This is a genomic window from Cellulophaga baltica 18, assembly GCF_000468615.2.
GTDB lineage: Bacteria > Bacteroidota > Bacteroidia > Flavobacteriales > Flavobacteriaceae > Cellulophaga > Cellulophaga baltica.
In genome coordinates this window covers 1126046-1147258 of sequence record NZ_CP009976.1, presented here as the reverse complement: position 1 = coordinate 1147258, position 21213 = coordinate 1126046, and the positions used below count along the sequence as shown (strand labels likewise).

The following is a 21213-nucleotide window of genomic DNA, read 5'->3' as shown; positions in this document are numbered from 1 at the left end:
GCAATTTTAACTCCCCAAACGGTATAACCTAGTACTACTATAGAGAGATAACTGTAAAATACAAAAAAGGATAATTCCTACAAAAGAAACCGTCTATATTTATCAGAATTCACCTATTAAATCAATCTATGATTACTATTTCTTTAATAAAGAATGTAATTGCTCTCCAAAATAAATCATGGCTTTTACTTCTTGTACACTTAATAAGCGTTCTTTTTTAAAGATTAATAAAGAACTCCCGTTAGACTCCACATGGTAATACGGATTGCTTTCAAAGAATAAAATTAGTTCATCACTAAAGATTCTTTTAATGTCGAGCTCATTAGCTCCTTTAAGGTAAAAGCGCTTATTAAAATCCGGCCTGTTTTCAATAGTTATATCTTTTAAACCAGCCAATTTGTAAAGCATCTCTAGCAAACCTTCCTTGTCTAGTGTAAATACGGGTATCTTATGGTCTAGTCGTACATGCAACACTGTAGTTTTTACTATTTCTTTAGCGATAAAAGCTCCTTCTGTAAACTCTACATCAAAGACACTTTTCTTTCTATCCTTTTTAGATAATGAATTGTAAATAAAATTAATTTCTTTGGTTCTAAAGAATATAAAATTAGATAAAAAATCTACTTCTTTATTTTTTTTAGGAACATAGGTCCACCCTAATTTTTCTGCCGTTAACTCTATGTTTTTTTGTCGTTTGGTAAAGTAATTTTCAATAGGTTTAAGCGCCTTCAGGGGTAATATTTTCCGAATGGCAAAAGGGTGTTTAGAATCGGCCTCATGCTTATCTAGCCCTATAAGTTCTATACTTCCACCTTTTTTAGAAAAGGTTTGCACGTAATTTTCTACCCCTTCAAAAGAGGTATGGTCCACAAAGCTACACATAGAAAAATCTAGAATTACATGTTCATTTTCAGGAATCATGTCTAGCTTATTTTTCAGTTTATAGAAATTGATAAAGCTGCAGAAATATTTAATGCTCACATAATAATTATCACCATCTAATTCTTTAAACATAAGAATATTTGGCTTAAATAAATGTTTAAAAAATAAACCGAAACTGTGGTTGATAATAACGTGTATAATAAAGGTGATAAGAATACCCACACTAATACCCGTCATTAAATTGGTAAATAGGGTAGTTAATAACGTGGCTAGGAAAATTAATATTTGCTCCTTACCAATTTTGGCAATCTTTTGGAAGTTTTTGGGTGTAGCAAGCTTATATCCTGTATAGACCAAAATAGCGGCCAATGCAGCTAATGGGATGCTTCGTAATTGTTCTTGAAATAAGACAATAAATAATACTAAAAATAGGGCGTGAAATAAATTTGCAGAGCGGTTAGAGGCTTTGTTATTAACGTTTACAGAGCTTCTTGCAATCACGGTCACCACATTAAGTCCGCCTAAAAAACCACTAATAGTTGTGGCTAAGCCTAGTGCTTTTAAATCTTTATTTACATTAGATCTTCTAGATTGTGGATCCAATTTATCAACCGCTTTTATGCTTAATAATGATTCTATACTAGAAATGAATGTTAGGGCAAAAACTACGGCAATAAATTTTTTAGAATAGACTATGGAAAAATCTGGGAATGCTAAAGAACTGAATACATTATCCGGAATGTTCACTAAAAAATTAGCATCCATTGGGTAAGCAATATCCATTCCTTTATAAACATAGCTCAACCCTATGGTTAGGATTAAAATCCACATAGGAGCAGGAATTAATTGGAAGTATTTATTTCTAATTTTCGAATAGAAAATCATGATACCAAGACTTATAATTCCAATAGCAGCAGCAAATAACTTACTCTGGTTGCCTTCTGTAAAAAGCTGTAATAAACCTTCTGGGATTTGCAGGAGCAATGAAATAATACTGCCGTGTTCATTATTATGGCCAATCATAATATGAAACTGCTTGGACAAAATACCGAGACCTATGGCGGCAAGCATTCCTTCAATAGCCGATGCTGGGAAAAAATCTGCTAATCGTCCCATTTTTAAAAAGCCCAAAAGCATTAAGAGAGCACCAGAAATGACTATGGCAGCTAAAGTATATAAATACCCTTGGTACATATCTCCGCCACCTAGGGATGTTATAGCGCCAAGTACAACTATGACCAAGCCATTTCCCGGTCCTGTAATTGTTACATTTGATCCTCCTAAAATAGACACGACAATACCGCCTACCACAGCGGCTATAATACCTGAAATTGGAGGTGCTTCACTTGCAATAGCTAATCCCAAACCTAAAGGAAGCGCTATTAAAGACACAACAAACCCCGCAAAAATATTTTTAGGGAGGTCTTTTATAAAGGAAGCAGATTTCTTTTGTTTAGGTGTCAATTTGGTCTACGGATTATTAATAAATCTGTTGGAAGGTCAGATAAAATATATTCAATATCATGTGGGAATAAACGGTCTATGAAGCGTGTTTTTTTAGGAGCATTCATTACTAATAAATCGGCCCTGACCACTTCTGCATAATGCCCAATAGAATACCCTCTTTCTCCAAAGATATTTTGAGTTTTAATTTTTAGATTTTGAGTATACGTATCGCACTGATCGCTAACAATTTTACGTACTCTAGAGTCTTCTCTATGTTTTAATCGTTCTCTCATGATATTCGCTTTTTTAAGCGATTTATCATCTTCTACTTTAACGTGTATTTCTCGTTGTAAAATTTCTTCTACAATGGTAATTTGTTGTGCACCAAGAGCATTAGCCACATAAAAAGAATCTTCAATAGCAAGCGGAGTATCTGGGGCATCTAAACCATTCACTACAATGTTTTTACAGGACACCCTTTCTTCTGAGGGTTTAATTAATAACAGTACGGAACAACACACCTTACGGGTTAATTTACGAGCAATAGAACCTACGTAAAATTGGTAAGCATTCTCATGCTGTAATGCCCCTAGGATAAGTAAATCTATCTTTGAGTTTTTACAAGAATCTAAAATGACCTGAATAGGGTCTCCTGGAATCCACTGAATTTCTATGGTTAAATTTTCTATAGACAGCTCATTTAAAATCGCCGCTATCTTATCAGACTTTTCAGCGGTTTTCTCACCAACATGAAGTAAAATTAATTTTGAATTGAAAAACGTAGCAATGCGTGTAGTTTCAATGATGTTTATTCTAAGTTTTGGTGAAAAAGCGAATCCAAATAATATGGTTTTAAATGGATGTATTTTTTCTTTCATAACTTATCGTTAGCCTTGTAATTCAATACAATAATACAGCTATGTTATTTAGGATAATAATTTGAAAGTGATAAATGTGAAATTTTAACCTTAGAATTAGACCTTTTAAGGGTATTTTTTATGGTCTTTAGAACATTAATTCTTACGGTTCCATTCATAGTTTACGAATAAAAGCAGTATTTTTCCCCTAAAAATAAGAATGGTTGAACTTGCGGGGATTATTGTTCTGGGTATAATAGCCCAATGGGTGGCATGGAGATTAAAATTACCTGCCATTTTACCACTGATATTGATTGGATTATTGGTGGGGCCAATTGCAACACTATACACAGAAGACGGTCTTAAATTAATAGAACCCATCTGGAATGGTGAAAAAGGTCTTTTTCCAGGAGAAAGTTTATACTACTTTGTTTCCTTAGCCATTAGTATTATTCTTTTTGAAGGTGGTTTAACCTTAAAGAGGAATGAAATTAAGAACGTAGGACCTGTGATTACCAAATTAATCACTTTAGGTAGTGTGGTTACCTTCTTTGGTGCTGGTATAGCTGCGCACTATATTTTTGGATTAAATTGGCAAATATCTTTCCTGTTCTCAGCATTAATCATTGTTACTGGGCCAACAGTAATTACACCTATATTACGTAATATTCCGCTAAAGAAAGATATCTCTACGGTCTTAAAATGGGAGGGTATTTTAATTGATCCTATTGGTGCCTTAGCAGCCGTTTTGGTGTTTGAATTTATAAGTGTAGGAGAAGGACAAGCCTATACGCAAACGGCATTGATTGAGTTTGGTAAAATTTTGCTCTTTGGGACCACTTTCGGTTTCACGTTTGCACATGCACTTACTTTTGCCATCAAAAAGAATTTTATACCACATTACTTGCTCAATGTAGTTTCATTGTCCTTGGTATTAATGGTGTTTGTAATGTCTGATGTTTTTGCTCATGAATCAGGGCTATTAGCCGTGGTGGTTATGGGAATGGTCTTGGGGAACATTAACCTACCGAACCTTAAAGAATTACTGTACTTTAAAGAATCATTAAGTGTTCTATTAATTTCGATCTTATTTATTCTCCTTGCGGCAAATATTAATATAAGCGATTTAGCACTTATCTATAACTGGCAAACAGCCGTGCTTTTTGCGGTAATTGTTTTTATCATTAGGCCATTAGCAGTGTTTTTAAGTACACAAGGATCATCCCTTAAGCTCAATGAAAAGCTTTTTATTAGTTGGGTAGGTCCTAGAGGGATTGTGGCAGCAGGTATTGCTTCTTTATTTGGTTCTAAACTATTAGCCAAAGGCGAAGCGGGTGCAGAGTACATAACACCATTGGTGTTTATGATTGTTTTAGGAACGGTAATTTTAAACGCTACAACAGCCCGTTTATTTGCGAAGCTCGTTGGTGTTTTCTTAAAAAAATCTAACGGGATATTAATTATAGGAGCTTCTAAAGTCTCTAGAATTATTGGGAGTTATTTGCAAAAGAATGATAGGCATGTGGTGCTTATTGATAACAACCAAACCAATGTAGATAAAGCTAAGAATATGGGATTGGAAGCTATTGCTGCCAACATCTATTCAGATACATTGAGTGATAACATAGAATTGAACGATGTTGGGTATTTAATGGCGTTAACGGGGAATTCTGACATCAATAGATACGCCATCAGTAAATTCTCTAAACATTTTGGAGAGAATGGTGCTTTTAGATTGGTAACCGACGATGAAATGAGTAATCCGGATACGAATCCTAAAGAGGGACTTTTTTCACATACAGATGATTTTATAAAGTTAACAGAAGCGGTACGTAAGTATCCGTCTATCCATGAAATAGATTTAAAATCTACGGAGCATTATAATAGTTTGATTGAAATTACGAAGGCAGATCCTAATTCAATTCCAGTATTTTTGAAAACACCAGAAGGAGATTTAAAGATCATTTCTTCTTTTAGTGAGGAATTTGAAGATATTACGGAACAATTTAAATTGGTGTATTTAGGGAAACGTTTTGAAGACGATCAAGAAGCCTAGCCTAAATTAAAACGTATTAAAAAGCCCTTTGTATGAAATATACAAAGGGCTTTTTAAGTAGTATCGTAGGGGTATTATAGGGTAACCTCTTCAGTAACTCCATTAGGATAAATTATGTTGGCTTTGTTATCACAAGTACCATCACCCAGATCTACTACAACATCAATACCATTTTTTGATAAGATAAAAAGACCATCAGAGAAATACTCACAATCTATTAACTTGGTTAATTTTTCAGTAACAATTACCTCATAGGTATCTCCGTTTTCTACAAGAGCCCAAGTACCTGTTACGGCAATGACAATATTATCTTCAGCAAAAATGATACTAGCTGTTTTAGTTCCTGCTTCGGTAATTACTTCACCATCCTCCAGGATAATAACCATATCTGAAGTTACGCTAAAGTTTATATCACCTTCATTCTCAGTGGTACTTATCGTAAATGTTCTTGTGCCGTTTAATTGGATGGTTCCAATATAAAAATTGCTATAGGTTGCTGTAAAAGTAGTATTTGTCTCTCCTATAGTATAGGTGGCATTTATAGTGCCGCTGACGTTATCTGTTTCGTTGTAAATACAATTATTAAAGATCATGGTGAAACCAGCATCGGTATAGGTGGTATTATAACATTCTGTGTCTTTCTGAGAAGAAAACCTTTTTCCAGTGCTATTCTTGCCTAAAAAAGCTTCGGTGATAGCATTGTCTACAATACCTGAATAATCATCAATAGCTAATACTTTTTGAACCTCAAATTCCGAAATTTCTATAGCTTCAGAATTGGTATTATCTGTGGAGCAGCTAGTTAGGGCCAAACCAAATAAAGCAATAAGTATAAAAGTAGAATATTTTAGTTGGTGGAGCTTTTTCATGACATTTACAATCAGGTTCTATTTTGTAACGTAAAAAGTTCGCAAATAGTATACCAATTCTTAAAATTTGTTAAAAAAAGTTCAATTTTAAGTTTTTACCTAGTATTGGATTTCATCCACGCGATAGGCGATTTAATTTCTTTTTGCAGTAATTGGCAATATCACTTAAAATAATCTGTTTTGAAATACATAACCAAAACCAAAACTATTTATTTTATGAAAAAATCAATTTTATTCGCCGCACTAATAGGAAGTGTTTTATTTTTTTCGTGCGCTAAAGATAACGATGATAAAGGCATCTGCGAAAGTTGCGAACTTATAGGGGTTCCTATAACAGCTTGTGATAATGGTGATGGTACAGTTGTTATTTCCTCTGGGGGGAATTCTGAAACTATTTCTGAAGAAGAACTGGGAGGCTTGAGTCCGGAGGACTATGTAAAGGGAATCTGCTCTGCTGGTGCTATTGACTTGGGGCAAGCCAATTAATTAGGCGTGTTTATTTTATAGTATATAAAAAAAGGCTACATTTTAATGTAGCCTTTTTTGTTAATCGTTTAGCTTTAAAACAGCCATAAATGCTTCTTGTGGTACTTCTACGTTACCTACCTGACGCATTCTTTTTTTACCTTTTTTCTGTTTCTCTAAAAGTTTACGTTTACGAGAAATATCACCACCATAACATTTGGCGGTAACGTCTTTACGTAAGGCTTTTGTTGTTTCTCTTGAAATTACTTTTGCTCCAATAGCTGCTTGAATAGGAATATCAAACTGCTGACGCGGGATTAGTTCTTTTAACTTTTCACACATTCTTTTACCGATATTAACGGCATTATCTGCGTGAATAAGTGCAGATAGGGCATCTACTGGTTGTGCGTTTAATAAAATATCTACACGTACTAATTTAGAGGTACGCATTCCAATAGGCGTATAGTCAAAAGAAGCATAGCCTTTAGAAACTGTTTTTAATCGATCATAAAAATCGAAAACTATTTCTGCCAAAGGCATATCAAAATTAAGTTCAACACGTTCTGTTGTTAAATACGTCTGATTGGTGATAACCCCTCTTTTTTCAATACAAAGAGACATAACATTACCAACAAAATCTGATTTAGTAATGATTGTAGCTTTTATATACGGCTCCTCTACACGATCTATACTAGACGGATCGGGTAAATCTGTAGGGTTATTAACTATTAACGCTGTATCAGGGTTTTTACGCGTGTATGCATGGTAACTAACGTTAGGTACCGTAGTAATTACGGTCATGTTAAACTCACGCTCTAAACGCTCTTGAATAATTTCCATATGAAGCATTCCTAAGAAACCACAACGGAAACCAAAGCCAAGGGCAGCACTACTTTCTGGTGCAAATACTAAGGAAGCGTCATTGAGTTGTAACTTCTCCATAGAAGCTCTAAGCTCTTCAAATTCGTCGGTATCAACAGGGTAAATACCGGCAAAAACCATTGGTTTTACATCTTCAAAACCAGCAATCGGGTTTTTTGTAGGATTCGCGGCATCCGTAATTGTATCACCTACTTTTACTTCACGAGCATCTTTTATTCCAGTAATTAAGTAACCAACATCACCAGCCTTAACACTTTGCTTTGGGTGTTGTGTTAGTTTTAAAGTACCTACTTCATCAGCAAAATAGTCACTGTCTGTAGCTACGAATTTTATTTTTTGACCTTTTTTTATTTCACCATTAATAACTCTAAAATAGGTTTCTACCCCTCTAAAAGGATTGTAAACAGAGTCAAATACTAAAGCTTGTAATGATTCATCAGGGTTTCCTTTTGGAGGAGGAATACGCTCAATAATTGCCGTTAAAATTTCTTCGATACCAATACCTGTTTTAGCACTGGCAGGAATAACTTCACTAGGATCACAGCCTAATAAATCAACGATATCATCCGTAACTTCTTCAGGGTTAGCACTTGGTAAATCTACTTTGTTTAATACGGGAATAATTTCTAAATCGTTCTCAAGGGCAAGGTATAAGTTACTTATTGTTTGTGCTTGAATACTTTGTGCAGCATCAACAATTAATAAGGCACCTTCACAAGCTGCAATAGATCTAGAAACTTCATAAGAGAAATCTACGTGGCCAGGAGTATCAATAAGGTTTAATATGTATTGCTCACCTTTATAGGTGTAGTCCATTTGTATAGCGTGACTTTTAATGGTAATACCACGTTCACGCTCTAAATCCATACTATCCAACAATTGTTCTTTTTTCTCTCGATCTGTAACAGAACCAGTGAAATCTAACAATCTATCTGCCAAAGTACTTTTACCATGGTCAATATGTGCAATAATACAGAAGTTTCTAATGTTTTTCATGTAAGCTGAATAAGTTCAGTTGACTAAAATTATGGTTTATCAAAAAAAATATCGAAAACCAATTGCAAATATAAGTGATTTGTTGAGCATTAAATATGACAAGAATAGAAATAAGAATGAAATACGATTAAAAGCAGTAAAATAAGAACAGATTGTACTTTTTTTTGACAAAAAACAAGTTTAACATGCTAAAATAGTTGATAAAAAATGCGTTCTCCTACCTAAAATAGTACCGTGACTTTTTTCTTTCTATAGTTGGGTATATTCCTAAAAATGAAGTTTAAACAGGCTAATGCTTTAGAATTCCTTAAATATTTGCGTTCATAATTAGGGTGTGATAACTTCCTAAAAATTACGTAATTTTGCCTCGTATTAAATTAGAAAGTTTTGCCAAAAATAGGAGACATACAACTGCCAGATTTCCCATTATTACTTGCGCCGATGGAAGACGTGAGCGATCCACCTTTTCGCGCGCTATGTAAAGAGCAAGGCGCAGATGTGGTATATACGGAGTTTATCTCGTCTGAGGGTTTGATTCGTGACGCTGCTAAAAGTGTTATGAAATTAGATATCTATGAGAAAGAACGTCCGGTGGGGATTCAAATTTTTGGAGCCAATCTAGAATCGATGTTACAATCCGTAGCGATTGTAGAAAAGTCTAATCCAGATATAATAGATATTAACTTTGGTTGCCCTGTAAAAAAGGTAGTAAGTAAAGGAGCTGGTGCAGGTATTTTAAAAGATATAGATCTTATGGTTTCTTTGACGGAAGCCATGGTTAAGCATACTAAATTACCTATTACGGTAAAGACTCGTTTGGGTTGGGATGATGATTCTATTAAAATTGTTGAGGTTGCAGAGCGTTTACAAGATGTAGGTTGTAAGGCCATTGCTATTCATGGAAGAACGCGGGCACAGATGTATAAAGGTGATGCCAATTGGGGGCCGATAGCAGAAGTGAAGAACAACCAAAGAATGCATATTCCTGTTTTTGGAAATGGCGATGTTAATACGCCAGAAGCGGCAATGAAAATGCGTGATGAATACGGATTAGATGGTGCTATGATAGGTAGAGCTAGTATTGGTTATCCTTGGTTTTTTAATGAGGTAAAGCACTTTTTTAAAACAGGAGAACATTTAGCACCGCCTACTATTCAAGAACGTGTAGAAGCTGCACAGCGTCATTTGCAAATGGCAATAGATTGGAAAGGGGAACAATTAGGTGTTTTTGAAACAAGAAGACACTATACCAATTACTTTAAAGGTATTCCTAATTTTAAGGAATATAGAATGAAAATGGTAACCAGTGATCATTCAGAAGATGTTTTTAAAGCTTTTGAAGAAGTGCTAAAGATTTTTGGGGACTACGAGTTTGACTCCATCTAATTAGTGTATTTCAATGGTTAAAGTTAAGAAAACTAACTTTTTACTTCTACTCATTATTACCTGTGTTACTATTAACTGTAAACAAGATATGGAAGTTTTTAGCTTTCATCATTTTGATAGAAAAGCAGATACCATTAATATAGATTTTTCATTGAATAATATTGATTTTATTCATTCTCTTGAAAAAAATAATAAAATAAATCTTTGCCAGGAAAGATATAAATTAGGTGTATTTGAGCTAGAAAATTCTAAATATATATTTCCTGTAATTATTGACAAGGACTGTAATGATGCAGTATTAATTCATAATATCATTGATGTAATATGTAATGAGAACAACCAAGTACTAGTAGAAAGCGAATTGGTTGGTCTTAATGAAAACCTTAAAAATGAAATTTTCAGACACACTAAAGAAAGGCTAGATTCAAAAAAGTATAATGGTCTTTTTTATAACTTTAATTGGGATGTAAGGTTGGGTGAAGTGGCAAATAAAAAAAAATTAGTTGAGGTTTTGAAAGGAATTGATCTAGTATTAGAATACAAATCCATGGAACTATTAGAAAAACCTTTAAGGTCTCTTAGTGAAAAGGAATTAGAAAAATTGAACGATAACTTTTACGCTATTATTTTAATTGTAGATTATTCTCCAATTACTAATGTGCCACCACCTCCTTTGATGATTAATTAACGTGCCTCTTAAGTTAATAGCGCCTTATTAATTCTACTGCTTGCAATTTTTGATGCGATAATTCCTAAGACCGTAATCGTAGCTAAAACCACCAATACGTTTGCCCATAGATATTCTACTGGGTAGGCTAAATCTCCACTAATCTTTAACCACTCAAAAAGAAGTTGTGACCAAATTAATAGTGATCCTAAGGCTACACCTATGAGTCCGCCTAAAAAGGTAACAATGACCCCTTGAATAAAGTAAATTCTTCTTAATTGGCGAATGCTGGTACCTAAACTATATAAGGTTTTAGAATTTCCTTGTTGGTCTAAAATCATCATAATAAAAGCCCCGACAACGTTGAACAAAGCGATGATTAATACCAGGGTGAAGATTAAATAAGTCGCCATGTTTTCGGTATTCAACATGCGGTAAAGTGTGCTATTAAGCTCTTTTCTATTTTTTAAAAGGATGTCTTTTCCAAGAATTGCTTTAATTTCTTCTCGAGTCTTTTCGGCAGTATCGGAATTCGAAAATTTAAAATTGACTCCAGAAACTTCGGAGCGCTCTTTATCTAATAAAGCTTGTACCAAAGCAAGATCAGCAAATACATACTTATTATCTAGATCTGCTTCTACAGCATAAACACCACTTATTACCACACGTGCTGTATTGAAAAATTTAGCATTAGGGCCTTGCTGAGTTAAAGATTGGGTTCCTGCTCTAGGTACTAAAATTTCTAGAGGACTGCGGACATTGTTAATAGATAATCCAAGGAGGTTAGCAATTCCTATACCTGTGACTACTTGCTGTTCATTGATCCACGTACCAATGTATAAAATACTGTCTATTTGGGTAACGTTATTGTAGTTGGTGTCTACCCCTTTAACATAAGCAATGTGGTCTTTTTGTTTGTGGGTAAGATAAACGCGGTCTTCTAATTCTTTTGAGTAGGCAGTTATTCCTTCAAGCGTACCAAGTTTCTCTTCTTGTTCTGGAGAGATATGAAAAAACTTACCAGTTACGGGTAAGGCTTTTAAATCTGGATCAAAAGAATTAGTATAAGAAAGGCTATATGTTTTTAAGCCAGAAAATCCAGAAAGGACTATAAATAGTGCTGCTGAGCCAATGACAATAACGCAAAAAGTAACCAAATTGATGATATTGACGGCACTTTGCTTACTTTTTGACCTTACGTAACGCTTGGCGATGTACAGCGGAAAATTCAATGACTATGCTTTTTTTCTTTTTTCTAATAAATCAGGATTGTCAATTGGGTTGTCCTTTCCTTTTAAAGATTTTTCTATTCCGTCTATATATTCTAACGAATCATCTAAGAAGAACATAAGTTCTGGCATACGACGTAATTGATTTTTTGTGCGTTGTGCCAATTCATGTTTAATTAATGGTTGATTAGATTTCATACCATTTAATAACTCCTGAGCATCTTTTGTTGGAAAAATACTTACGTATACTTTTGCAATAGAAAGATCTGTAGTAACAAGAACTTTTGAAACGGAAATTAAAGTCCCTCTAAGTCCACCATCCGTTGCGGCTCTTTGTAAGACATCAGCGATATCTTTCTGTATGACGCCACCTATTTTTTTTTGTCTCTGTGTTTCCATGGGACAAAAATACGCAGATTATTGCGTATTTTAGTGCATTAGTACTATATAGTAGAAAAAATGAAAAAAATTGAGCATATTGGTATAGCCGTGAATAGCTTGGAAACCTCTAATGACTTGTTTGAGAAGTTGTTAGGAGTAGCGCCATATAAGGAAGAAGAAGTGTTATCTGAAGGGGTGAAAACCTCTTTTTTCAAGAACGGTCCTAATAAGATAGAACTTTTAGAAGCTACCAGTATAGACGGACCTATTGCAAAATTTTTAGAAAAAAAAGGGGAAGGCGTTCATCATATAGCTTTTGCAGTAGATGATATTGTTGCAGAAATAGCACGTTTAAAAGCAGAGGGCTTTACTATTTTAAATGAAGTTCCTAAAAAGGGTGCAGATAATAAATTGGTGGCTTTTGTGCATCCTAAAACTACAAATGGGGTATTAATAGAGCTTTGTCAAGAGGCTCCAGAAACGCTCTAATTTTTTGTATATCAGTACAATTAGAAATAAAATTGGGATTTGTAGCATTTTTGTAAAAGAGAATGCTTGCAACGTATAAAAATAAGTGGTAATATTGCATCCGCAAATTGCCGGTCCTATAGCTCAGTTGGTTAGAGCACCTGACTCATAATCAGGTGGTCCCTGGTTCGAGCCCAGGTGGGACCACTTTTACAGTTTGTTAAGCCTTTCGAGAAATCGAGAGGCTTTTTTTATTTCTATTCCTACCCCAACCATTATGAAGCTTATACTCCTTTTTATGGGATTAAATCCTCAATAAGCCGCGCCAGCATTTAGAAGTGTTCTTTATGGTTTTAGAATTAGTAATGCGCTTCGTAATCAAATTAGTTTTATATTATATGTATCATATTGTCAATATATGTAAACATTACATATCATATACTTAAAATACCTACTGATAATTTATGATTTTATTTTTTTTGATAAAAAATCAATAATAGTGTCTATAAGAAGATCATATATTACTTATTTAGTATGAAGGCATAAGCAGAACATAATTATAAATTCAAGTATCATGCAAGAATATGGTGAGTTAGCATTGGCTTTAGCTACAGAAAGAAATCGAGATACGGACGAACAGATGTTCACACATCAGCCAGAAATTAGCAGTACAGATTTCTTTATAGAGAAGGAAAAGGAAATTTTAATTTGGCAAAAATTAATTGATGGAGACAAGGCTGCTTTAGGTAATCTGTATGATATCTATATCAACATCTTATTTACCTATGGTATGTATCATTCCAAAGATAAAAGCTATGTTTCTGATTGTATCCATGATTTATTTGTAGACCTATATAAGTACAGAAATAATTTATCTATGACGGATAATGTAAAATATTACTTGTTTAGATCTTTAAAGCGTAAAATCAATAAAAAATACAGAACTAAAAATTTGGCTGTCTCTTTAGATGATTTTCAATTTAAGCCAGATTTTACCAAAGCAAACCATATTAGTTCTTGTGAGAAGTCTATCATCCATCAAGAAGGTATTAAAGAGCGAAACGAAAAATTGGCAGAAGCGATAAGCACCTTAACCAAAAAACAGCAGAAAATACTTTTTTTAAGGTTCGATCAGGAAAAATCGTACGAAGAAATTTCAACAATTATGGATATTTCTATACAAACTGCAAGAACATCAATCTACCGTGCTATTAAAACCTTGCGAAAGCTAAAATTTTATTAATTCAAATAAATTGGATTAATGATGTCTATAAAAAATAAACTAATTACTTATTAGTAATAGAATTCAATTCAAATAGTCAATTTAATTAAAGTTTAAAAGGTAAGATTATTGAATCTAAGTAAAGACATGAAAGAAATTAAATCTAAATATAATAACCAGTTATCTGAAGTTGAGAAAGCGTTGTTGAAGAAGAACATACTTGCTTCTATAGACAAGACTTCAAAAAAGAAGAAACACTTTGGGAAGGCATTGTCTATCGCATTTGTTTTGATACTCTTTGTTTCTGGTTTTTTTTGGTATCAGAATAGAACGCAAGAAAGTTCTATTGCAGATGTGGTATCTGCTTCAAAGAATTTAAATGTTAATGATTCTGATAAGGTAGTATTGATTTTAGGAAGTGGTGAAAATTTAAAGATAGACCCAAATAATAAAAGCATTAACTACTCTAATACAGGGCAGAAAATAACTTTAGGCAATTCAAAAGAAGTAAACCAAGAGACTTCTAAAAATAATAAAACGGTGTACAATACGCTGTTAGTTCCTTTCGGGGAACGCACAAAAATAAATTTATCTGACGGGAGTACTGTATGGTTAAATTCCGGATCAAAAATGGTGTATCCTGCTGTTTTTAATGGCGATAGAAGAGAAGTGTATTTAGAGGGAGAAGCTATTTTTGACGTAGCCCATAATAAATATCACCCTTTTATAGTAATGTCTCAGGACCAAGAGATAGAGGTGTTAGGAACTGTTTTTGGCGTAACTAGTTATGCAGATGAAAGCACAATAAATACAGTACTAAAGAGTGGTAGTGTACAAATTAGCTACAAAAACGAAACCTCATCAGGACACCTCGATAAAATGAAAATTACTCCTGGAACAAAAGCGAGTTATGATAAAAATAACAAAAGTATTTTTTCAGAAAAGGTAAATGTTGATCATTATTTTTCTTGGAGAGATGGTGTGTTTGTATTCAAGAAAAACGATTTAAAGCATATTATGAAAAGGATTTCTAGGTACTATAATAAAAATATACTGATTGAAGACGAAACCTTGAGCTCAGAAAGTTTTTCTGGGTATTTAGATTTAAATGAAGATATAGAGAGTGTCTTAAAAAATATTAAGGCGAGTACAAATATGAACTACAGCTTTAAAGGAAATAGTATCATCATTAATTAAAACACACCGTGAATGAAGTAAACCTATTATTTATTTGAATTAGTAAAAAAAACCAGAAGATGCGTCCAACATCTTCTGGGAATTTAAATCAAGATCACTTAAAACTAAGTGACATTAATTAACCAAAACCAAAAATATGAAAAAAACTTTAAGTTTAGGAATCCTTACGCTTATGAGAATATTTTTATTGTTTATTACTATCGGTCTTTCAAGCGCTTATGCCAATTTGGCTATGGGGCAAAATAAGATGGATGTGGAACTTAACAATTTATCCGTAGAGCAATTTTTTAGTGAAATTCAGAGTACTAGTAATTACATCTTTTTTTACAAGGATGATGTTATTAGTACCGATAAGAAGATCTCTTTAAAACTTAAAAATGTAAAGATTTCTACCGTACTAGATAAAGCCTTTTCAAATACAAATCTTACGTATAAGATAGAGGGGAAGCAAATTGTCGTTAAAAAAGTTGAATCGAGAGCAGCTATCAAAAATATTTCAAACGATGATACTTCTGTACAAGAAAAGACAATAACAGGAACTGTTTATGATACTGATGGTATACCATTAGTTGGCGTAAATATTCTGGTGAAAGGTACTACTCAAGGTACACAAACAGATTTTGATGGTCACTATGCTATAAAAGCGAATGATACAGACGTATTGGCTTTTTCTTATATAGGAATGCTAACTCAAACGGCTACTGTAGGTGCAAAAACGGTCATTGATATTACGCTAAAGGAAAATGCAGCAGCCTTAGAAGAGGTTGTTCTTGTGGGGTATGGTTCACAGAAAAAAGAATCTTTAACAGGATCTGTAGGTGTTGTAAAAAGTGCAACTTTTGAACAAGCACCGGTTTCTAGTTTCGAGCAAGCATTAAGAGGTAGTACTGCAGGTTTACAGGCAAGTGCAGTAGATGGTGCTCCGGGAGGAAATACACAAGTCAGAATAAGAGGTATTGGTTCTATTTCAGCTTCTAGTGAGCCATTGTATGTTATAGATGGTATTCCAATACAAAATGGTAGTATTGGTACTATAGATAATGGCGGTAGCAGTACCAATGTTATGGCATCTATTAACCCTAATGATATTGAATCAATATCAGTATTAAAAGATGCGGCTTCAACTGCAATTTACGGGTCTAGAGGTGCAAATGGTGTTATTTTAATTACAACAAAATCAGGCAAGTCTGGGAAGGCTAAAATTACCTTAAAAACATTAACAGGCTTTAACTCGCAAGCATACAATAATATCTTGAAACCATTGAATGCAGCAGAATATACGGAACTTTTTCTTGAAGGTTATGTTAATGGTGGAGATACAGCAGCAGAAGCGCAAGCAAGATTTGATGCTACTTTTCAACAACTGATTGATCCTTCAACTGGCGAACCTACGGATACCAATTGGTTAGATGCCATAACTAGAACGGGAATAACTCAAAGTTATGATTTAAGTGCTAGTGGCGGTACTGATAATTTAAAGTATTTTTTCTCTGGAGCTTATTATGATCAAGAAAACTATATTATAGGATCAGGTTTTAAGAGGTTAAGCGCTAGGAGCAACATAGAGTTTAAAGCAACAGATTATTTAACCATTTCCAATAATATATCGGTTTCAAACAGTACAACTAATACGTTTTTTGATGGTGGCTCTTTTAATAATCCGTTTAAAAACTCTCTAGAGTTATCACCGTTAATACCTATTTATGATGAAGAAGGAAGATTTAATGGGGAACATGCTGATTATTTTCCTTTGGGAGGTGCTAATCCAGTTGGAGCTTTAAGTGGTGATGACCTTTGGGAAAATAAGCAATTAAGGGTTATTGATAATTTTGCGGTTTCTATAAAACCAATAAAGAATTTGACTTTACGTTCACAATTGAATTTTGATTTACTTACGTTAACCGAATCGCAATATCAAAATCCAAGATATGGCGGAGGAAGAAATTCTGGGGGTATCGGTTATGAAGCGAATACGTCACTTAGAACCTTTGTAGGTACGCAAACAGCAGATTATAATTTTATTTTAGGTGATAACCATAATTTTAATGTCTTAGGAGGTTTTGAAGCTCAAGAAACTAATAACGAATCTTTTAGTGCTTCTGGAACGCAATTTCCTAACCAAAGTTTAAGAACGTTAAATAGCGCATCGGCAGAGTTTGCTATTAGTGGATCAAAATCTGAGTATACTTTTGTTTCTGCCTTTTCTAGGTTAAATTATAACTACGATGGAAAATATTTTCTTTCAGGTAGTTTAAGACGAGACGGTTCTTCTAGATTTGGTGCGGACAACAGATGGGGTACTTTTTATTCCTTTGGAGGAAGTTGGGTTGCTAGTAGGGAATCTTTTTTAGAAGATGTTTCCTTTTTAGATTTACTAAAAGTTAGAAGTTCTTGGGGTGTAACAGGTAATGCTGCCATTGGTAATTTTCCTTCACAAGGGCTTTACGTTTTTGGTCAGGATTATGATGGTAATCCAGGTGGTAGTCCAAGCCAAATAGCGAACCCTGATCTTACTTGGGAGAGTCAACAGAATTTTAACGTGGGTGTAGATTTTGGTCTCTTTTCAAAAATTAGTGGTACGGTTGAATATTTTGAACGTACTTCTTCAGATCTTATTTTGAATGTGCCTATTACCTTGACCTCAGGTTTCTCTTCGTTGACCCAAAACTTTGGTGAAATGAAAAACTCAGGTTTAGAACTCTCAATCAATGCAGATATCATTAGCAGTGATAATTTTAATTGGAATATTGGGTTTAATACCACTTTTTTAAAGAATGAAATTACTGAGCTAACAGACGATTTTACAGATGGTGCTTTTAGAAGACAAGAAGGCGAAGATTTTCAATCTTTCTATCTATATAGCTGGGCAGGTGTAAACCAAGAGAATGGTGATCCACAATGGTATACAGATGCTTCAAAAACTACGATAACTAATGATATTAGTGATGCAGAACGCTTTTTAGATGACAAGTCTGCCACTCCTGAATTTTTCGGTGGTTTCAATACGATGTTTACTTACAAGGATCTTAGTCTAAGTGCCAACTTCATTTATTCTTATGGCAATTATATTTTCGATGATAGGGCAAGAGGTACATTAGGTGATGGAAGACTTACGCCAAGAAGTACAGCAGACTTTATTTATGATAACAGATGGCAACCTGGTTCAACAGACGCATTAGTACCTCAGTTTGTTTGGGGTGGTCGTAATGGTAGTAATGAAGCAAATCAGACAAGATGGTTGTATGACGGTAGCTATATTCGTTTAAGGGATTTAACGGTTGCCTATAATTTCACCGAAAAAGTTACTTCGTTGTTAGGCTTGAATTCAATGCGATTGTATGCAAGAGGAACTAATATTCTAACTTTTGTAAAAGAGGATATCCTTTACATTGATCCAGAACAGGGAATTAATGGTACCTACACGGGGCAGACGCCTGCAGTGAAGACTATATCCATTGGTTTAGATATTCAACTTTAAATGATGAAACACATGAAAACATATAAAATATTTATATTAACGATAGTAGCTGGACTCGTATTATCTTGTTCAGACTCCTTTTTAGAACTTACTCCGCAACAATCTGTTTCGGATACTGACGCCCTTTTAGATCTTGATGGTTATGAATCTTCTATTACTGGTATCTATAATAAACTGTCCGGTTCCGAATATTATGGGCGTTACATGATTATGATACCTGATGTTTTGGCAGATGATGTTAAACAAAATAGTCAGGCCAATAGAATTGTCGACTATGCCGAGCACATTCAAAGAGTATCAGATGGTGATGCACTCTCATTGTGGGGTAGTGCTTATGAAGGAATTAATGCAGCTAACGCTATCATCAATTCGGAAACAATTTTATCTGATGCAGTTATAGCAGAGCAAAATCATATTATCGGGGAGGCCTATGCTTTAAGAGGTTTGATGTATTTTGATTTAGTGCGCATGTTTGCTCAACAATATAATTATACGGCAGATGCTAGTCATTTAGGGGTGCCTATTGTTTTGAATTTTGATTTAGATAATGAACCTTCTAGAAGTACTGTCGCGGAAGTATATGAACAAATTGTTTCTGATATGACTACGGGTATTTCTTTCATGAATGGCAATTCTAGAAGCGGTAATTCTAGTACGTTATCTCCAACATCGGTAAGGGCATTATTGGCAAAGGTTTATCTTTTTCAAGAAGATTGGAGTAATGCAGAAGCTATGGCTACGAGTGTCATAGACTCAGGTGATTATACGTTGATTTCTAACGATAACTATTATGATTTATGGACTACGGACAATAGTTCTGAGTCAATTTTTGAAATATCAATGACCGAAGCAGATAATGTGGGTGGCGCTGGTATCGCTGGTCTTTATCTACAAGCAGGTTTTGGAGATTACCTTCCCTCTAATGATATCGCTGATCTTTACCCTGAGAACGATGCTCGCTTAAGCACCTTTGAAGTAGATCCTTTATTAACTGGAGAATTTGCGCCTTATAGAATGATCAAATATTCGGACATCAATGGTTTTGACAATGTAAAAGTTGTAAGACTTGCTGAAATGTATTTGATACGTGCCGAGGCTAGAGCAGAGATCGGTACAGATATAACGGGTGCACAAGATGATTTGGATATGGTACGCCAACGTGCAATTGCAGATGAACCTGATAATACAGATACTGGAGACACTCTTAAAGATGCTATCTTTTTAGAAAGAAGATTAGAATTAGCCTTTGAAGGTCAAAGATTATGGGATTTAATGCGTAATCAAATGGATATTGTTAGAACCAACTGTACGGCACAGATTTGTACCATTCCTTATGGAGCAGATACTGTTATAATGCCAATACCACAAGATGAAACAGATGTTAATCCTAACATAGCGCAAAATCCAGGGTATTAATTAAAACATTGAAGCTATTTACTTGTACGCACATTGATACCTAATTAATGTGTGTACAAGATTTATTTCATGATGATGAACAATGCTAAAAAATAGCTTTGTTCTTTATCTATCTCTTTATGCCAATTTTTAAATAGTAATACTAGAATATTTTGAAACAAAACCGTAGAAATTTAGTCAAACTATTATCGCTAGGAGCACTGTTTCCAGGACAAACCGCACTTGCTTTTAATTCCATTTTAGAATCTGTTCATCTGGATCCAAACCAAAACATTATCAGTAGTATAACCAATCTTTCCGACAAAAAGATTGAAGAGCTGTACAAAAAAGCGATGGTTATAGATGGTCTCGTGATTCCGAAAGGATGGAATGAAGATTCTTTTAAAGCCTTAGAGCAATCTGGTTACACGGGCTTTAGTACATCCTTACTTTCTGGAAGTTTAAAAGGGGCCTTAAAAAATATAGGAGAGTGGGATACGCGAATTCAAAACAATTCGGATGTTTTACTCAAAGCGACTAGAGCCGCAGATTTTATCCGTGCAAAAAAAGAGGGCAAAACAGCTGTATTATATGGGTTTCAGAATGCTACAATGATAGAGAAATCTATAGATAATATAGACACGCTATATGACGCGGGTACCCGTTGGATTCAGTTAACCTATAACCAAAGAAATTTACTGGGAGATGGGAGTACGGAGCGTACCAACTCGGGCTTGTCAGACTTCGGCCTTGAGGCTTTAGCACGCATGAATGAGTTGGGAATTATGATAGACCTATCGCATTGTGGGCGACAAACAACCAATGAAGGTATTGAGTTTAGTACTTCCGGAGCTTGTTTTAATCACTCTATGTGTGAAGCACTCTATAAAGACCATCCGCGAGCAAAAACAGACGATCAAATAAAAGCTATGGCCGCAAAAGGTGGCGTCATAGGAATTATATGCTTGGGTTATATGATTGGCCCGGATCTAGGCACCAAGACTACCTTAGAAACTTACGTAGACCATATAGACCATGCAGTAAACATAGCAGGAATAGAACATGTGGGTGTTGCAGCAGATTTTGCTATCCAAGGTTTAGAGGCTACAGGAGCTACAAGAGAAAATTGGTATGTTCCAAGATTAACAAGATTTAAACCTTCTTATAAAGTACAGTGGCCCCCTTGGATTCCTGAATTAGATAAAGCAGACCGCTATTTGCAAGTGGCAAAAGTGTTAGATAAAAGAGGGTATAGTACAGGAGATATAGAAAAAATATTAGGACTTAACTGGTTAAGATATTTTAAAGATACTCTAAAATCATAGCGCCTTATTCGT

Annotated in this window: 16 protein-coding genes and 1 tRNA gene; 11 read left to right on the top strand and 6 right to left on the bottom strand. The window is 34.4% G+C overall.

Annotated features, from left to right (window positions below; genetic code table 11):
- Positions 1 to 135: 135 nt before the first annotated feature.
- Entirely contained in the window at positions 136 to 2346 is a 2211-nt protein-coding gene (locus M666_RS04790) for a SulP family inorganic anion transporter (RefSeq protein ID WP_029447545.1), read from the bottom strand.
- Positions 2343 to 3206 (bottom strand): universal stress protein, encoded by an 864-nt coding sequence (locus tag M666_RS04785; protein ID WP_029447546.1) that lies wholly within the window; start codon positions 3204 to 3206, stop codon positions 2343 to 2345. The genes M666_RS04790 and M666_RS04785 overlap by 4 nt, the downstream gene beginning before the upstream one ends.
- 199 nt (positions 3207 to 3405) lie before the next feature.
- On the opposite strand from M666_RS04785, the gene M666_RS04780 reads away from it, so the two are divergent.
- Entirely contained in the window at positions 3406 to 5241 is a 1836-nt protein-coding gene (locus M666_RS04780; protein WP_024482417.1) for a cation:proton antiporter, read from the top strand.
- 74 nt (positions 5242 to 5315) lie between these two features.
- On the opposite strand, the gene M666_RS04775 is transcribed toward M666_RS04780, so the two are convergent.
- On the bottom strand, positions 5316 to 6110 hold the full coding sequence (locus tag M666_RS04775) for a hypothetical protein (protein WP_029447547.1): 795 nt from the start codon (positions 6108 to 6110) through the stop codon (positions 5316 to 5318).
- Positions 6111 to 6326: 216 nt separating this feature from the next.
- On the opposite strand from M666_RS04775, the gene M666_RS04770 reads away from it, so the two are divergent.
- Positions 6327 to 6596, top strand: coding sequence for a hypothetical protein (locus M666_RS04770; RefSeq protein WP_029447548.1), 270 nt, complete (start codon positions 6327 to 6329; stop codon positions 6594 to 6596).
- Between the two features lie 60 nt (positions 6597 to 6656).
- Here the strand turns inward: M666_RS04770 and lepA are convergent, their stop codons facing one another.
- Positions 6657 to 8453 (bottom strand): translation elongation factor 4, encoded by a 1797-nt coding sequence (lepA, locus tag M666_RS04765; RefSeq protein ID WP_025616333.1) that lies wholly within the window; start codon positions 8451 to 8453, stop codon positions 6657 to 6659.
- 387 nt (positions 8454 to 8840) lie between these two features.
- On the opposite strand from lepA, the gene dusB reads away from it, so the two are divergent.
- Positions 8841 to 9839 carry a tRNA dihydrouridine synthase DusB gene (gene dusB, locus M666_RS04760; protein WP_025616334.1) on the top strand — a complete coding sequence of 333 codons (999 nt, stop codon included), beginning with the start codon at positions 8841 to 8843 and terminating at the stop codon, positions 9837 to 9839.
- Between the two features lie 88 nt (positions 9840 to 9927).
- Entirely contained in the window at positions 9928 to 10527 is a 600-nt protein-coding gene (locus tag M666_RS04755; protein WP_029450458.1) for a hypothetical protein, read from the top strand.
- Positions 10528 to 10535: 8 nt separating this feature from the next.
- On the opposite strand, the gene M666_RS04750 is transcribed toward M666_RS04755, so the two are convergent.
- Positions 10536 to 11738 (bottom strand): ABC transporter permease, encoded by a 1203-nt coding sequence (locus tag M666_RS04750; RefSeq protein WP_029447550.1) that lies wholly within the window; start codon positions 11736 to 11738, stop codon positions 10536 to 10538.
- A gap of 3 nt (positions 11739 to 11741) precedes the next feature.
- On the bottom strand, positions 11742 to 12134 hold the full coding sequence (gene rbfA, locus M666_RS04745; protein WP_024482423.1) for a 30S ribosome-binding factor RbfA: 393 nt from the start codon (positions 12132 to 12134) through the stop codon (positions 11742 to 11744).
- Between the two features lie 60 nt (positions 12135 to 12194).
- On the opposite strand from rbfA, the gene mce reads away from it, so the two are divergent.
- The 7 genes from mce (at position 12195) to M666_RS04710 (ending at position 21201) form a co-directional block, all read left to right on the top strand.
- Complete coding sequence (gene mce / locus M666_RS04740; protein WP_029447551.1) at positions 12195 to 12605, top strand: methylmalonyl-CoA epimerase; 411 nt, start codon at positions 12195 to 12197, stop codon at positions 12603 to 12605.
- 112 nt (positions 12606 to 12717) lie between these two features.
- A tRNA-Ile gene (locus M666_RS04735) sits at positions 12718 to 12791 on the top strand.
- Between the two features lie 367 nt (positions 12792 to 13158).
- Entirely contained in the window at positions 13159 to 13827 is a 669-nt protein-coding gene (locus M666_RS04730) for an RNA polymerase sigma factor (RefSeq protein WP_029447552.1), read from the top strand.
- Between the two features lie 126 nt (positions 13828 to 13953).
- Positions 13954 to 15003, top strand: coding sequence for a FecR family protein (locus tag M666_RS04725; RefSeq protein ID WP_029447553.1), 1050 nt, complete (start codon positions 13954 to 13956; stop codon positions 15001 to 15003).
- 136 nt (positions 15004 to 15139) lie between these two features.
- Positions 15140 to 18481, top strand: a complete 3342-nt coding sequence (locus tag M666_RS04720) for a TonB-dependent receptor (protein WP_029447554.1) — start codon at positions 15140 to 15142, stop codon at positions 18479 to 18481.
- Positions 18482 to 18493: 12 nt separating this feature from the next.
- A complete protein-coding gene (locus M666_RS04715) occupies positions 18494 to 19897 on the top strand; it encodes a RagB/SusD family nutrient uptake outer membrane protein (protein WP_039326263.1) in 1404 nt (467 codons plus the stop codon).
- Between the two features lie 152 nt (positions 19898 to 20049).
- Positions 20050 to 21201 carry a dipeptidase gene (locus M666_RS04710; RefSeq protein ID WP_029447556.1) on the top strand — a complete coding sequence of 384 codons (1152 nt, stop codon included), beginning with the start codon at positions 20050 to 20052 and terminating at the stop codon, positions 21199 to 21201.
- Positions 21202 to 21213: the final 12 nt, after the last annotated feature.